The organism is Microcella sp. (assembly GCF_051860105.1).
GTDB lineage: Bacteria > Actinomycetota > Actinomycetes > Actinomycetales > Microbacteriaceae > Microcella.
Genome location: NZ_JBHYEO010000001.1, coordinates 118,724 through 133,386 on the forward strand (window position 1 = coordinate 118,724; position 14,663 = coordinate 133,386).

The window sequence follows — 14,663 nt, forward strand, 5'->3', positions numbered from 1 at the left end:
GCGCGCCAGGGGGCGCGCCGGGCCCCCGCGCTGGGCAGCCCGGGCGCGCGGCGGCGACCCCCGCGCTCGCGAGAAGCGCGATCGTCGGCCGTCGCCGCGGCGTGGTGCTCACGGGTGCGATGATCAGCGGCCGATGTTCTGCAGCGAACCGGTGACCTGGCCGGCCTCGTCATAGATCGTGCAGAGGATCTCGCGGTCGCCGCCCTCCCAGCTGCCCTCGGTCGGGAAGTAGTAGCTGTAGTAGTAGATCGAGTCGGCGTACTCGAGACCCACGAAGCCCGCGAAGGCGTCGAGGCACGCGGCGTCGGCCTCGGCGATGACCGCGTCGGTGCCCGGGAAGGTGTCGCCCTCCATGATCACGGAGGCGTAGATCTCGCTGTCGTGGGGCTCGGAGCACGGCACGGTCGGGATGGTCTCGACGGTCTCGGCAGCGGTCGCGTCGTTGAGGCAGTCCCCGACCTGCAGCGTGAAGACGTCGGTGTCGTCGTTGCCCTCGACGACCTCGCCGCTGTCATCGCGGGTGGCGGTGCCGCCGCCGGTGAACGAGGGCAGGAGGCTGCAGCCGCTCAGGGCGAGGCCGGCTGCGGAGAGTGCCACGATGGCGAGAGCGCGCGTCCAGGGCGCGGAAGTGGTGTTGGTCACAGGGGGCTCTTTTCGACTCGGGGTGGAGGTGAGGTCGGGCGCCGTCGTTGCTGCGAGGAGCGCTCGTCAGTGAGCCTACTCAGCCTTCAGTCGCTGCAACACCTCTTCGTGCAGGAGCCCGTTGGTGGCGAGAGCGCTGCCGTGCCACGGGCCCGCGTCCCCGTCGACCGACGTGAAGCGCCCGCCAGCCTCCTCGACGATCGGTTGCAGGGCCGCCATGTCGTAGGGCTGCAGGTCGAACTCGCCGGCGATGTCGATCGCGCCCTCGGCGACGAGCATGTACGACCACATGTCGCCGATCGCGCGTGCGCGCCAGACGGAGCGGGTGAGCTCGATGATCGGCTGCAGCCGCCCCGCTTGATCCCAGCCCGGCAGGCTGTTGTAGCTGAGCGAGGCGTCGGCGAGCTCGGCCACCCCGCTGACGGTGATCCGACGCGCGGGGCAGCCCTGCTGCGCCGTATGGGCGCCGAGCCCGCGAGCGGCCCACCAGCGCTGACCGAGCGCCGGAGCGCTCACGACACCGACGACGGGTTCGCCGTCGATCGCGAGCGCGATGAGCGTGCCCCAGATCGGCACGCCCCGCAAGAAGTTCGCCGTGCCGTCGATCGGGTCGATGATCCATTGCCGGTGCGCACCCGCTCCGGTACCTGCGGCCGTGCCGTACTCCTCGCCGAGGATGCCGTCGGTGGGGCGCTCAGCGGTGAGCCGGTCGCGGATGGCGCGCTCGACGGTCTGATCCGCATCCGTCACGGGGGTGCGGTCGGGTTTCGTCGTGACCCGCAGATCGACCGCGCGGAACCGATCGATCGAGACGGCATCCGCGCGATCGGCGAGCTCGAGGGCGAGGGCGAGGTCGTCGGCCAGGGAGGGCGGGGTGGGTGCGGTGGTCACGGCTTCAGCGTATCGGCGACCGTGCGTCCGCTCGGGGTCATGAGCGTGGTGAGCAGACGCTGGAGCGAGTCGAGCCGCTCGGCACCGAACTCGCCGAGCTCGCCAGCGGCGGCCCGATCGACGAGCTCGCAGTCGGGAGCGTCGGGCAGGTGCGTGCAGCCGCGCGGGCAGCTCGCCCCGATCTCGGCCAGGTCGCCGAACGAGCGCAGGATGTTGTCGGGGTCGACGTGCCCGAGCCCGAACGAGCGCACCCCGGGGGTGTCGATGATCCAGCCGCCGCCGGGCAGCCGCAGCGAGACCGTCGATGACGAGGTGTGCCGACCACGGCCAGTCACGGCATTCACGACGCCGGTCGCGCGTCGCGCGTGCGGCACCAGGGCGTTGACGAGGGTCGACTTGCCGACGCCCGAGTGGCCGACGGCGACCGTCGTGCGGTCGCGCAGCAGGGCGAGCAGCTCGTCGACGGGCGGGGCGTCCGACCGGCTCGTGACGACCCGCAGGTCGAGCCCGCGGAACTGCGCCAGGAACGGCCCCGGGTCGGCCACGTCGGTCTTCGTCATGACGAGCAGGGGCTCAATGCCGGCGTCGAACGCGGCGACGAGATAGCGATCGACGAGGCGCGGGCGTGGTTCGGGGTTGGCGGCCGCCACGACGATGAGCAGCTGGTCGGCGTTGGCCACGATGATGCGCTCCACGGCGTCGGTGTCGTCCGCGCTGCGGCGCAGGAGGGTGCGGCGGTCGTGGATGCGCACGATCCGGGCGAGCGACCCCTCCGCCCCGCTCGCGTCGCCCACGAGATCGACCTCGTCGCCCGTGACGATCGCGCTCGTGCGCAGTTCGCGCGCCCGCGTCGAGATCACTTCGCGCTCATCGGGCCCGCCCTCGTCGACGAGGCAGAGGTAACGACCCCGGTCGACCGTCACGACCCGGCCGGGCACGGCGTCATCGTGTGCGGGGCGCTGCTTCGATCGAGGGCGGTTGGCCTTCGGGTTGGGCCGCGACCGCACGAGCGACTCGTCGTCGTACGCGTCGTACGGGTCGTCGTCGTCCGGCGGCAGCCAGCTCACGGGCGTCCCGGCTCCGGCGACGGGGCGGTCTGATCGAGCATCGCGCTCCACAGCTCGACGAACTGCGGCAGGGTCTTGCCGGTGGAACCGATGTCGTCGACGCGCACACCGTCGACGGCGAGCCCGATGATCGCGCCGGCCGTGGCCATGCGGTGGTCGTCGTAGGCGCGCCACGGGCCGCCGTGAAGCACGCGCGGCTCGATCGCGAGGCCCTCGTCGAGCTCGGTCGCGCGACCGCCGAGCGCCGTGATCTCGGCGGCGAGGGCGGCGAGACGATCGGTCTCGTGCCCGCGCAGGTGACCGATGCCCGTGATCGTGCTCGGGCCGCTCGCGAGCGCGGTGAGGGCGACGAGCGCGGGCGCGAGCTCCCCGCCCGTCGAGAGGTCGAGGTCGACACCGGGAAGGCTCGCGCCACCGAGGAGTCCGGCCCCGCCGTCGACCACGAGAGACTCGCCGTCGCGGTGAACGCGCGCCCCGAAGAGCGGCAGCAGCGTCTCGAGATCGGCGCCGACCTGCGTGGTCGCCCGCGGCCATCCCTCGATCGCCACCGTGCCCCCGGCCACGATGGCCGCGACGAGGAAGGGGGCCGCGTTCGACAGATCTGGCTCGATCGCCAGCTCGCGCCCGGCGATGGGCCCGGCCGGCACGATCCAGACCCCGGGCTCGGGGGTCTCGACCGTCACACCGCGCGCGGCGAGACAGGCTATCGTCATCTCGATGTGCGGCATCGAGGGCAGGCGCTCGCCCGTGTGATGCAGCACGAGCCCCTCGGTGAACCGAGGGGCGGCGAGCAGCAGGCCCGACACGAACTGGCTGGATGCGGAGGCGTCGATCGCGATCTCGCCGCCGCGCACGGCTCCCGTGCCCCACAGACTGAAGGGCAGAGCGCCGCGACCATCGTCGTTGACGTCGACGCCGAGGGCGCGGAGCGAGTCGACGGTCGTGCGCATGGGTCGCCGGCGCGCGTGCTCGTCGCCGTCGAACGCGACCGGCCCGAGAGCGAGCGCGGCCACGGGGGGCAGGAAGCGCATCACGGTGCCGGCCAGCCCGCAGTCGATGGCCGTGCTGCCCGCGAGCTCGGCCGGGGGAGTGATGCGCAGATCGGGGCCGTAGGCGCCATCGCCCGGCACCTCGTCGATGCCCACCCCGAGCGAGCGAAGGGCCTCGATCATGAGCATCGAGTCGCGCGAGTGCAGCGGCCGCTTCAGCAGCGACGGCGAGTCGGCGAGGGCCGAGAGCACGAGCTCGCGATTGGTGAGGCTCTTCGAGCCGGGAAGGCTCACGCGGGCCGCGAGCGGCTCGGTGGCGCGGGGGGCGAGCCAGTCGCCCGCGGCGTCGGGAGTATCGGAGTCGCCCGGGCGCTCCTCGTCGCCATACGGCGAGAACCGCGCTCCGGAATAGGTGAAGACCTGCATCGGTTATCAGGGTAACGGCACCGCATGGTGCCCGGCTGACGCAGAAGGGTGCCCATGACGACGGTGCTGCTCGAATCCCCGGCCTCGACCTCGTCGATGACGGCGCAGACGCGATCGCTAGACTCGCGCGTGATGACCGAGACCACGCCGAACGAGGCTGCGCAGACCCAGGCCGACGAGCTCGCCGAGCGCCGGAGGCTCTTCCAGGAGCAGGCGCTTCCGTTCATGGACCAGCTCTACGGCGCTGCGATGCGCATGACCAAGAATCCGGCCGACGCGGCCGACCTGGTGCAGGAGACCTTCGTGAAGGCCTTCGCCGCGTTCGCGCAGTTCGAGCAGGGCACGAACCTCAAGGCCTGGCTCTACCGAATCCTCACCAACACGTTCATCAACGTCTACCGCAAGAAGCAGCGCGACCCCTACCAGGGCACGATCGATGAGCTGGAGGACTGGCAGCTCGGAGGTGCCGAGTCGGCGACGTCGACGACGACGCGCTCGGCCGAGGCCGAGGCGATCGACCGCATGCCGGCGAGCGCGGTGAAGGATGCGCTGCAGTCGATCCCGGAGGACTTCCGATTGGCGGTCTACTTCGCCGACGTGGAGGGCTTCGCCTACCAGGAGATCGCCGACATCATGAAGACCCCCGTGGGCACCGTCATGAGCCGCCTGCATCGCGGCCGACGGCTGCTGCGGGACCTGCTGGCCGACTACGCCCGAGAGCGCGGTATGACCGCCGCGGTCGAGGCCACGACGACGAAGGGGAGCACGCGATGACCGACTGCGGCTGTGACAAGGCCAAGGAAGAGCTCGAGGAATTCCTGCACAACGAGCTCAGCGACGAGCAGTGCAGCGACATCCGCGAGCACCTGGCGAACTGCGACGACTGCTCGGCCGAGCACCTCGTCGGCATCACGTTGACGACGAAGGTCAAGGAGGCGTGCCAGGAGAAGGCGCCCGACGAGCTTCGCGACATGATCCTCGGATCGATCGCGCAGGTCGACGCCTCCCGCTAGCTCCGCTCTTCCCGCTAGCTCCCCGCTTCCGGCTAGCTCAGCGCGGCATCCATGATGTCGGCGTGCTCCTGGGCGCTGCGCTTGCTCGAGCCGGTCGCCGGCGACGCCGAGGCCGGGCGCGAGACGACGCGCATCGCGGGCATGCCGCGCTTCTGCGCCTCGAGCGCGAGGAACGGCCACGCGCCCTGGTTCTCGGGCTCGTCTTGCACCCAGACGATCTCGGCGTTCGGGTAGCGGCCGAGCACGGCCCGCAACTCGGCTTCGGGCAGCGGGTGGTACTGCTCGAGGCGCACGAGGGCGATGTCGCCGGATCCGCGCTTCTCGACCTCGGCCTTGAGGTCGTAGTGGATCTTGCCGGCGTGCAGCAGCACCCGGCGCACCGCGCCGGCATCCACCACCGTCGGGTCGTCGAGCACGGGCTGGAAGCGTCCGCTCGTGAAGTCGGCGACCTCGCTCGTCGCGCCGCGCAGACGCAGCATGGCCTTCGGAGTGAAGACGACGAGCGGGCGGCGCGGGCGGGCGTAGGCCTGGCGACGCAGCAGGTGGAAGTACGAGGCGGGCGTCGAGGGCCGCGCGATCGTCATGTTGTCCTCCGCCGCGAGCTGCAGGAATCGCTCGATGCGCGCCGACGAGTGGTCGGGCCCCTGACCCTCGTAGCCGTGCGGCAGCAGCAGCACGACGCTCGAGCGCTGGTTCCACTTTTGCTCGGCCGACGAGATGAACTCGTCGATGATCGTCTGGGCGCCGTTGGCGAAGTCGCCGAACTGGGCCTCCCAGAGCACGAGCGCGTCGGGGCGCTCGACCGAGTAGCCGTATTCGAAGCCCATCGCGGCGTACTCGCTCAGCAGCGAGTCGTAGATCCAGAAGCGGGCCTGGTTCTCGCTCAGGTTCGCGAGGGGCAGCCACTCCTGACCGTTGACGCGGTCGTGCAGAACGGCGTGCCGCTGCACGAAGGTGCCGCGGCGCGAGTCTTGCCCGGCCATGCGCACAGGGGTGCCCTCCATGAGCAGCGAGCCGAGGGCGAGCAGCTCGCCGAAGCCCCAGTCGATCTGGCCGGTGCGGCTCATCTCGACGCGCTTCTTGAGCATCGCCTGCAGCTTGGTGTGCACGGTGAACCCGGCGGGCGGATTGTCGTGCGCGTCACCGATGTGCTGGATGACCGCCACGTCGACACCCGTCGACTCGGGCTCGCCGGCCAGGTCGTCGTGCTCGGTCGCCGGCCCACCGGTCACGACGGGAATCGCGCCCGTCTGCGCGGCGTGGGTCTCGGCGAAAGCGACCTCGAGGCGGTCTTGGAAGTCGCGGTGCGCTGCTTCGAACTCCTCCTCGGTGATGTCGCCGCGGCCGACGAGAGCCTCGGTGTAGAGGGTGCGCACCGATCGCTTGGCCTCGATGAGGTTGTACATGAGCGGCTGCGTCATCGAGGGGTCGTCGCCCTCGTTGTGGCCGCGACGGCGGTAGCAGACCAGGTCGATGACGACGTCGCGCTTGAACTGCTGCCGGTAGGCGAAGGCGAGTTCGGCCACGCGCACGACCGCCTCGGGGTCGTCGCCGTTGACGTGGAAGATCGGCGCCTGGATGGTCTTGGCGACGTCGGTCGAGTAGATCGACGTGCGACCCTCGCCGGGGGGCGTCGTGAAGCCCACCTGGTTGTTGACGACGACGTGGATGGTGCCACCGGTGCGGTAGCCGCGCAGCATGCTCAGCTGCAGCGTCTCGACGACGACGCCCTGGCCTGCCATGGCGGCATCGCCGTGCACGAGCACCGCGAGCGTGCTGAAGGCCGCGTCGTTCTTGCGGTCTTGCTTGGCGCGCACGATGCCCTCGAGCACACCGTTGACCGCCTCGAGGTGCGAGGGGTTCGCGGCGAGGTAGACGCCCACCTGCTGGCCGGCGGCGGAGGTGAAGACGCCCTCGGTGCCGAGGTGGTACTTCACGTCGCCCGAGCCCTGCACCGACTTGGGGTCTTGCGTGCCCTCGAACTCGCGGAAGATCTGGCCGTACGTCTTGCCAGCGATGTTGGCGAGCACATTGAGGCGGCCACGGTGCGCCATGCCGATCGCGACCTCGTCGAGGCCCTGCTCGGCGGCGCCCTGGAGGATCTCGTCGAGCAGCGGGATGACGCTCTCGCCGCCCTCGAGGCTGAAGCGCTTCTGGCCGACGTACTTGGTCTGCAGGAAGGTCTCGAAGGCCTCTGCCTGGTTGAGCTTGCCCAGGATGCGCATCTGCTCGTCGTGGGTCGGCTTCTGGTACGGCTTCTCCAGGCGCTCCTGGAACCAGCGGCGCTGCTCCGGCTCTTGGATGTGCATGTACTCGATGCCCACGGTGCGGCAGTAGGTGTCGCGCAGCACGCCGAGCACCTCGCGCAGCAGCATCGTGCGGCGACCGCCGAAGCCGGCGGTCACGAACTCGCGGTCGAGATCCCAGAAGGTCAGCCCGTGGCTCGAGATGTCGAGGTCGGGGTGGCTGCGCTGGCGGTACTCGAGCGGGTCGACGTCGGCCATGAGGTGGCCCCGCACGCGGTAGGCGTTGATGAGCTCGTGAACCCGCGCCGTCTTGTTGATCTGGTCGGCGAGGTCGACGTGGATGTCTTGCGCCCAGTGGATCGGGTCGTAGGGGATGCGCAGGTCGGCGAAGATGTCTTCGTAGAAGCGGCGCTCGCCGATGAGCAGCTCGTGCACCTTCTTGAGGAACTCGCCCGACCCGGCGCCCTGGATGACGCGGTGGTCGTAGGTGCTCGTGAGCGTGATGGTCTTGCCGATGCCGAGATCGGCGAGGGTCGCCTGCGACATGCCCTGGAACTCGGCCGGGTACTCGAGCGCTCCGGCGCCGATGATGGCGCCCTGGCCCTTCATGAGCCGCGGCACCGAGTGCACCGTGCCGATTCCGCCGGGGTTGGTGAGCGAGATCGTGTTGCCCTGGAAGTCGACGGCGGTGAGCTTGTTGTCGCGAGCGCGCTTGACGACGTCTTCGTAGGCGGCGATGAAGTCGCCGAAGCCCATGCCCTCGCACTTCTTGATGCCGGGCACGAGGAGCGAGCGCGTGCCGTCGGGCTTGGGCAGGTCGATCGCGATGCCGAGGTTGATGTGAGCGGGCGTGACGACGACGGGCTTGCCGTCGACCTCGTCGTAGAAGACGTTCTGGCTGGGGAACTCGCGCAGGGCGCGCACCATGGCCCAGGCGATGAGGTGCGTGAAGCTGACCTTGCCGCCGCGCGCGCGCTTGAGGTGGTTGTTGATGACGATGCGGTTGTCGATCATCAGCTTCGCGGGGATGGTGCGCACGCTCGTCGCGGTGGGCACCGTGAGGCTCGCATCCATGTTGGTCGCGAGGGTCTTGGCCATGCCCTTGAGGGGCGTGACGACGTCGTCGAGCTCTCCGTCGCCGTCGGCATCGACGGGCAGCGTCGTGGCGCCGGTCGCCGGGGCGGGTGCCTGAGCCGGGATGGGCGTCGGCTGCGGGGCGATCGAGGTGGTGCGCGCGACGGGCTGGCTTCCGGTGGCCGGCACAGCGGCCGACGGAACGGACGCCGCGGCGGACGGCGAGGGAGCCGGGGCCGCGGGCAGCTCGACCGGAGCGGCCGTGCCCTCGACCGGCGTAGCGGCCGCCGTCGTCGACTGGTGGTACTTCTCGAGAATGGGCCACCACGACGGGTCGACCGCGTTCTTGTCGTTCTTGTACTGCTCGTACAGTTCGTCAACGAGCCACTCGTTGGCTCCGAATTCGCCCGCGGCGTTGCCGTCAGGGCCGACTCCGGTCACTTGGCTTGACACAGCCGACCGCCCACTTTCGCTTCACATCGATTGGGTTGGCACCGGCGGGGCCCTCGCTGGCACCGCCCGCACAAGCTTAACGGCTCCCGGGCGCCGGTTTCGCCTGTCACGGGGGCGAGTAGCGTTAATTCGTGCGATTCTTCCGCGAGCCTCCCGCCCATGACCTCACCTACAGCGACGTGTTCCTCATGCCGCAGCACTCGGCGGTGGGCAGCCGGCTGGCAGTCGACCTGCGCGCGGACGACCCGACCGGTCTGCGCATCCCCATCGTCGCCGCCAACATGACGTCGGTCACGGGTTCGCGCTTGGCCGCCGCGCTCGCCCGACGGGGCGGGCTCGGGGTGCTGCCGCAAGACCTGTCACCGCAGCTCCTCGACGCCGAGATACGCGCCGTGAAGGGTGCCTCGCCTCTGCTCGACCCGCTCGTGCTCGTCGCACCGGGCACCACCGTGGCCGCGGCGCGGGCGCTCGCCGCCGACACGCCCGGTGCTCTGCTGACGATCGTCGACGCCGAGGGGGTTGCTGAGCGCAGCATCCCGGCCAGCGCCCTGCGGCACGCGCTGCCCGACTCGGCCGTCGGCGACCTCGTCGCCGCAGGCGTTCCCTCGATCGATGATGACGATGTCACCGAGCCGCGCGCGGCGTTCGCCCTCATCGAGGCGGCTGGCGTCGAGGCTGTCGCCGTGCGCCACCACGGGCGCATCATCGGCTCGCTGAGCGCGCGCAGCGCCGTGCGGGCGACGATCTACCCGCCCGCAGTGGATGCCCACGGCCGCTTGCGCGTCGCCGCGGCGGTCGGCGTCACCGGTGACGCGGCCGCCCGGGCGGCGGCCCTCGTGCAGGCCGGCGTCGACGTCATCGTGATCGACACCGCGCACGGGCATCAGGATCAGGCGGTCGCCGCCGTGCGCGCGGTCGCCGCGGCGGGGCTCGGCGTGCCGATCGTCGCCGGAAACGTGGTCACCGCCGAGGGCGTGCGCGATCTGGTCGCAGCCGGGGCCCACGTGCTCAAGGTCGGCGTGGGCCCGGGGGCCATGTGCACGACGCGCATGATGACGGCGGTCGGGCGCCCGCAGTTCTCGGCCGTGCTCGACACGGCGGCCGCGGCGCGCGAGCTCGGCGCGCACGTGTGGGCCGATGGCGGCGTGCGGTACCCGCGCGATGTCGCCCTCGCGCTCGCCGCGGGCGCCTCGGCCGTGATGGTCGGCTCGTGGTTCGCGGGCACGCTCGAAGCCCCGGGCGAGCTCGAGAGCGACGAGCACGGGCGCTGGTTCAAGAGCAGCTGGGGCATGGCCTCCACGAAGGCCGTCGAGCAGCGGTTCCAGCGGCTCAACGGCTTCGAGCGCGCGCGCAAGCGGTTGTTCGCCGAGGGCATCTCGAGCTCGCGCATCTATCTCGACCCCGAGCGGCCCTCGCTCGACGACCTGCTCGACATGATCACGTCGGGCGTGCGGTCGTCGATGACGTATGCGGGGGCATCCACGCTGCCGGAGTTCCATGAGCGCGCCGTGGTCGGCACGCAGTCGGCCGCCGGGTACGAGGAGGGCAAGGCGCTGCCGGTCTCGTGGTGAGCTCTCAGCGGGTGAGGGTCATGCGCCCGTATAGTGAGAACGTTATGGAGCCTCCTAGTACGGGCCGCACGCCCGCCCCTGACGAACCCAGCCATAGACCCTCGCCGATGATCGGGGGCGGCCGTGAGCGCTGAGTGGATCTCTCTGCTCGCCGGCCTGCTGCTGACCATCGGCACCGGATTCTTCGTCGCGAGCGAGTTCTCGCTCGTCAACCTCGATCGCTCTGAGCTCGAGGCGCGCCAGGCGCGCGGCGAGAAGCGACTCGGCCCGACGATCGCGGCGCTCAAGATCACGTCGACGCATCTCTCGAGCGCTCAGCTGGGCATCACCCTGACGACGCTGCTCACGGGCTTCCTCATGGAGCCGGCGATCTCGAGCATGCTCGCCGACCCGCTCCGGGCGATCGGCCTGCCGGAGGGCGCCGTGCCCGTCGTGGGCTCGATCGTCGCGATCACCATCGCCACGCTGCTCTCGATGATCGTGGGCGAGCTCGTGCCCAAGAACTTCGCGTTGAGCCTGCCGCGGCAGACCGCCAAGGTCGTCGTGCCCTTCCAGTGGGCGTTCACGACGGTGTTCCGCCCGGCGATCATCGTGCTCAACGGTTCGGCCAACGCGATTCTGCGCTCGATGGGCGTCGAGCCGAAAGAGGAGCTCAGCGGCGCGCGCACGGCCGAAGAGCTCGCCTCGCTCGTGCGGCGGTCGGCGAGCGAGGGCCGCCTCGACAACGACACCGCCACCCTGCTCTCGCGCACGCTCGCGTTCTCGCAGCACACGGCGCAAGACGTCATGACCCCGCGCCCGCGGGTCGAAGCGGTCGAGCGCGGCGATAGCGCGCAGTCGGTCATCGAGCTGGCACGGCGCACGGGCCACTCGAGATTCCCCGTCATCGACGAGTCGATCGACGACATCGTCGGCATCGTGCACGTCAAGCAGGCCGTCGCCGTGCCGCGCGACCGTCGCGCCGAGGTGCCCGCCTCGGCCCTGCAGAGCGAGGCGCTGCGGGTTCCCGAGACGATGATGCTCGACACCCTGCTCGCCGAGCTGCGCGGCCGCGGCTACCAGATGGCGATCGTCGTCGACGAATACGGCGGCACCGCCGGCGTCGCGACGCTCGAAGACCTCGTCGAAGAGCTCGTGGGCGAGGTGAGCGACGAGCACGACCGCGCGCGCGTCGACGTCGTGCGCTCGCGCAACTGGCTGACCTTCCCCGGAATCCTCCGCCCCGACGAGCTCGCCGACCGCGCGGGCGTCACGGTGCCCGACGACGGCCCGTGGGAGACCGTGGGCGGCTATCTCATGGCCGAGCTCGGCCGCCTGCCCGAGGTGGGCGACACGGTCGAGACGGCCGCGGGCACGTTCCGCATCGAACGATTGGATGGCCGCCGCATCGACCGCGTGCGCTTCACCCCGCTCGCCACGGGCGAGATCACGCTCCCGAGCACCGCGACCGCGGGCGGTGAGTCCCGATGACCGAGGCCGACTGGTGGGGCATCGCCTGGCTGTTCGTGCTGCTCGCGGGCAACGGTTTCTTCGTCGGCGCCGAGTTCGCTGTCATCGCCGCCAAGCGCTCGCAGATCGAGCCGCGCGCTGAGGCCGGCTCGCGTGCGGCGAAGACCGCCCTGTGGGCCATGGAACACGCAACGCTGATGCTCGCGACGTGCCAGCTGGGCATCACGATCTGCTCGCTGCTGATCCTCAACGTCTCCGAGCCGGCGATCAAGCATCTTCTCGAGATCCCGCTGGGGCTCACGGGCCTGACCCCCGAGTGGATCGCGGGCATCGCCTTCACGATCGCCCTGCTGCTCGTGACCTACCTGCACGTCGTGTTCGGCGAGATGGTGCCGAAGAACCTGTCGTTCTCGCTGCCGACGCGCGCGGTGCTGCTGCTCGCGCCGCCGCTCGTGCTCGTCTCGCGCATCCTCTCGCCGGTCATCCGGGCGCTCAATGCGATCGCGAACGGCGTGCTGCGCCTGTTCCGCGTCGACCCCAAGAACGAGGCCGAGAGCGCCTTCACGCTCGAGCAGGTGGAGACGATCGTGCGCCAGTCGACGCGCGAGGGCGTGCTCGACGACACGACGGGGGCGCTCGCCGCCGCGTTCGAATTCACGACCAAGGTCGTGAGCGATATCGCCCTGCCGATGGATGCCCTCACCTCGCTGCCCGAAGACGCGAGCGCCCTCGACGTCGAGCGCGCGGTCGCCCAGCGCGGGTTCAGCCGCTACGTCTTGGTCGACGACGCGGGCGAGCCGACCGGCTACCTGCACCTGAAAGACGTCATCGACCTGCCCGACGACGAGCTCGACGACCCCGTGCCCCCGAAGCGCATCCGCCGGCTCGTGTCGATCCTGGCCACCGCCGACCTCGAGGACGCCCTCGCGGTCATGCGCCGCTCGGGCGCGCACGTGGCTCGCGCGGTCGACGCTGAGGGTGTTACGACGGGCGTGCTCTTCCTCGAAGACATCATCGAGGAGCTCGTCGGCGAAGTGCAGGACGCGACGCAGCGCGGCGGGCGGTAGCGCTTCAGTAGTGCTGGCGGGCCTGCAGGATCACGATGTGCTCGTCGGTCACGAAGTAGACGAGGCGGTTGACGTCGTCGATGCGCCGTGACCAGGCGCCCGACAGGATGTGCTTGAGCGGCTCTGGCTTGCCGATGCCCGCGAACGGGTCGCGAAGAGCGTCGGCGATGAGCAGATTGATGCGCTTGAGCGTCTTGCGATCCTGCGTCTGCCAGTAGACGTAGTCCTCCCACCCGTGCGGATCGAAGGCGACGGTGCGACTCATGAGTCGAACCGTTCTAGTCGTCGGTGAGGTCGTGCTGCTCGAACTCTCCACGGCGCGCACGCTCGATCGAGGCGAGCAGTCGCTCGGCGCTCGCCGGGTTGCGCAGCAGGTAGGCGGTCTCGGTCATCGCATCGTAGTCAGCCTTCGAGAGGATGACCGCGTTGCCGTGCTTGGAGACGACCTCGACGGCCGTGTGGTCGTCGTTGACCTGCTGAATGAGCCCGAAGAGCGTCTTGCGGGCTTCGGTGGCGCTGATCGCGGTCATGATGGCCTCCTGAGTGGTACTAGATAGTGTACCACTTGGTGCTGATGAAAGACCTGTTGCTCAGCGATAGGCGCGCAGGTACTGCGGCGGCGTGCCGACCGGGGCGCGGTCGACCTCGACGCCGAGCTCTCGGGCGAAGCGCAGGGCGGTGTGCGGGTCGCGCATGAACTCGCGGCCCATCATGACGGCGTCGGCCTGGCCGGTCGCGACGATCTTCTCTGCCTGAGCCGCCTCGGTGATGAGCCCGACGGCGTTGACGGGCACATCGCCCTCGCGGCGCACGGTCTCGGCGAACGGCACCTGGTAGCCGGGGCCGACCTCGATGCGCGCGCGCACGAGGCCGCCCGTCGAGATGTCGAAGAGGTCGGCGCCCGCCTCCTGCGCCCAGCGCGCGACGACGGCGGTGTCGTGCTCGTTCCAGCCGGCGACGCCGGAGTCGGCGAGCCCGTGCGACGCGAGCCAGTCGTCGTCGACCCAGTCACTCGCCGAGAAGCGCACCAGAATCGGCACGTCGACGGCCGCGCGCACGGCGCGCACGATATCGAGCACGATGCGCGCGCGGTTCTCGAGGCTGCCGCCCCACTGATCGTCACGCGTGTTCGATAGCGGCGACAGGAACTGGTGCAGCAGGTAGCCATGCGCCGCATGGATCTCGACGAGATCGAAACCCGCGGCGACGCTGCGGCGGGCGGCGTCGGCGAAGGCGACTACGACATCCCGAATGCCGGCCTCATCAAGCGCGACGGGCTCGTCATACCCTTCGAAGGCAACCGGCGAGGCGGCCACGGCCTGCCAGCCGCCCTGATCAATCGGCACGGTGCCGCTGCCTGTGGCTCCCGTGGCGAGAGCGCCCCACTCCGGAAAAACCGAGGCCTTGCGGCCGGCATGCGCCAGCTGGATGCCCGCCGCGGCCCCCTGCGAGTGGATGAAGTCGACCACGCGCGACCACGCGGTCGCCTGCGCGTCGTTCCAGATGCCGGTGTCGTGCGGGCTGATGCGGCCCTCCGGGTTGACGGCGGTCGCCTCGGCCATGACGAGCCCGGCGCCGCCCGCGGCGAATGAGCCCAGGTGCACGAGGTGCCAGTCGGTGGGCACGCCGTCGGCGGCCGTCACCGAGTACTGGCAGAGCGGCGACACCCACAGCCGGTTGCGCAGGGTGAGCGAGCGGATGGTCATGGGGGTGAAGAGCGCGGAGGTCACACCCCAGTCAAGCCCATGTCGGCCGGGGGTATTCCGTGCGGACGC

13 protein-coding genes are annotated in these 14,663 nt (G+C 70.4%); 5 read left to right on the forward strand and 8 right to left on the reverse strand.

The genetic code is table 11. The features are described from left to right. Positions 1-123 precede the first annotated feature (123 nt). The 4 genes from ACTIE9_RS00645 to aroA form a co-directional block, all read right to left on the reverse strand. Positions 124-642: a septum formation family protein gene (locus ACTIE9_RS00645; protein WP_439563637.1), complete on the reverse strand. Its 519-nt coding sequence runs from the start codon at positions 640-642 to the stop codon at positions 124-126. Between the two features lie 75 nt (positions 643-717). After that, complete coding sequence (locus tag ACTIE9_RS00650) at positions 718-1,533, reverse strand: inositol monophosphatase family protein (protein WP_439563638.1); 816 nt, start codon at positions 1,531-1,533, stop codon at positions 718-720. Continuing rightward, the gene (gene rsgA, locus ACTIE9_RS00655) at positions 1,530-2,600 is read right to left on the reverse strand and encodes a ribosome small subunit-dependent GTPase A (protein ID WP_439563639.1); all 1,071 of its coding nucleotides are present in this window, start codon (positions 2,598-2,600) and stop codon (positions 1,530-1,532) included. Before rsgA ends, ACTIE9_RS00650 begins: the two co-directional genes overlap by 4 nt. Beyond that, positions 2,597-4,015, reverse strand: a complete 1,419-nt coding sequence (gene aroA / locus ACTIE9_RS00660; RefSeq protein ID WP_439563640.1) for a 3-phosphoshikimate 1-carboxyvinyltransferase — start codon at positions 4,013-4,015, stop codon at positions 2,597-2,599. The genes rsgA and aroA overlap by 4 nt, the downstream gene beginning before the upstream one ends. A gap of 132 nt (positions 4,016-4,147) precedes the next feature. Here aroA and ACTIE9_RS00665 point away from each other — a divergent pair, with 132 nt between their 5' ends. Together ACTIE9_RS00665 and ACTIE9_RS00670 are read left to right on the forward strand one after the other, a co-directional pair. Continuing rightward, positions 4,148-4,789, forward strand: coding sequence for a sigma-70 family RNA polymerase sigma factor (locus ACTIE9_RS00665; protein ID WP_439563641.1), 642 nt, complete (start codon positions 4,148-4,150; stop codon positions 4,787-4,789). Further along, a complete protein-coding gene (locus tag ACTIE9_RS00670; protein WP_439563642.1) occupies positions 4,786-5,028 on the forward strand; it encodes a zf-HC2 domain-containing protein in 243 nt (80 codons plus the stop codon). The genes ACTIE9_RS00665 and ACTIE9_RS00670 overlap by 4 nt, the downstream gene beginning before the upstream one ends. A gap of 32 nt (positions 5,029-5,060) precedes the next feature. Here the strand turns inward: ACTIE9_RS00670 and ACTIE9_RS00675 are convergent, their stop codons facing one another. Next, positions 5,061-8,801: a multifunctional oxoglutarate decarboxylase/oxoglutarate dehydrogenase thiamine pyrophosphate-binding subunit/dihydrolipoyllysine-residue succinyltransferase subunit gene (locus tag ACTIE9_RS00675; RefSeq protein ID WP_439563643.1), complete on the reverse strand. Its 3,741-nt coding sequence runs from the start codon at positions 8,799-8,801 to the stop codon at positions 5,061-5,063. Between the two features lie 131 nt (positions 8,802-8,932). Between ACTIE9_RS00675 and ACTIE9_RS00680 the strand changes: the two genes are divergently transcribed. From ACTIE9_RS00680 to ACTIE9_RS00690, 3 genes are all read left to right on the forward strand, one after another. Further along, complete coding sequence (locus ACTIE9_RS00680) at positions 8,933-10,372, forward strand: GuaB1 family IMP dehydrogenase-related protein (RefSeq protein ID WP_439563644.1); 1,440 nt, start codon at positions 8,933-8,935, stop codon at positions 10,370-10,372. Positions 10,373-10,495: 123 nt separating this feature from the next. Next, entirely contained in the window at positions 10,496-11,842 is a 1,347-nt protein-coding gene (locus tag ACTIE9_RS00685; RefSeq protein ID WP_439563645.1) for a hemolysin family protein, read from the forward strand. Then, positions 11,839-12,888: a hemolysin family protein gene (locus tag ACTIE9_RS00690; RefSeq protein ID WP_439563646.1), complete on the forward strand. Its 1,050-nt coding sequence runs from the start codon at positions 11,839-11,841 to the stop codon at positions 12,886-12,888. The genes ACTIE9_RS00685 and ACTIE9_RS00690 overlap by 4 nt, the downstream gene beginning before the upstream one ends. A gap of 4 nt (positions 12,889-12,892) precedes the next feature. On the opposite strand, the gene ACTIE9_RS00695 is transcribed toward ACTIE9_RS00690, so the two are convergent. From ACTIE9_RS00695 to ACTIE9_RS00705, 3 genes are read right to left on the reverse strand one after another with little or no spacing between them, the layout of a single operon-like run. Continuing rightward, a complete protein-coding gene (locus ACTIE9_RS00695; protein ID WP_439563647.1) occupies positions 12,893-13,153 on the reverse strand; it encodes a Txe/YoeB family addiction module toxin in 261 nt (86 codons plus the stop codon). A 13-nt stretch (positions 13,154-13,166) separates the two neighbouring features. Then, positions 13,167-13,418 (reverse strand): type II toxin-antitoxin system Phd/YefM family antitoxin, encoded by a 252-nt coding sequence (locus ACTIE9_RS00700; RefSeq protein ID WP_293168877.1) that lies wholly within the window; start codon positions 13,416-13,418, stop codon positions 13,167-13,169. Positions 13,419-13,478: 60 nt separating this feature from the next. Continuing rightward, positions 13,479-14,594 (reverse strand): NADH:flavin oxidoreductase/NADH oxidase, encoded by a 1,116-nt coding sequence (locus ACTIE9_RS00705; protein ID WP_439563730.1) that lies wholly within the window; start codon positions 14,592-14,594, stop codon positions 13,479-13,481. Between the last annotated feature and the right edge of the window lie 69 nt (positions 14,595-14,663).

Bases quoted from the DNA above. Each gene is read 5' to 3' on its own strand.
- aroA (WP_439563640.1), bottom strand. From the start codon at position 4,015: ATGCAGGTCTTCACCTATTCCGGAGCGCGGTTCTCGCCGTATGGCGAC.
- ACTIE9_RS00665 (WP_439563641.1), top strand. From the start codon at position 4,148: ATGACCGAGACCACGCCGAACGAGGCTGCGCAGACCCAGGCCGACGAG.
- ACTIE9_RS00670 (WP_439563642.1), top strand. From the start codon at position 4,786: ATGACCGACTGCGGCTGTGACAAGGCCAAGGAAGAGCTCGAGGAATTC.
- ACTIE9_RS00690 (WP_439563646.1), top strand. From the start codon at position 11,839: ATGACCGAGGCCGACTGGTGGGGCATCGCCTGGCTGTTCGTGCTGCTC.
- ACTIE9_RS00695 (WP_439563647.1), bottom strand. From the start codon at position 13,153: ATGAGTCGCACCGTCGCCTTCGATCCGCACGGGTGGGAGGACTACGTC.
- ACTIE9_RS00700 (WP_293168877.1), bottom strand. From the start codon at position 13,418: ATGACCGCGATCAGCGCCACCGAAGCCCGCAAGACGCTCTTCGGGCTC.
- ACTIE9_RS00705 (WP_439563730.1), bottom strand. From the start codon at position 14,594: ATGACCATCCGCTCGCTCACCCTGCGCAACCGGCTGTGGGTGTCGCCG.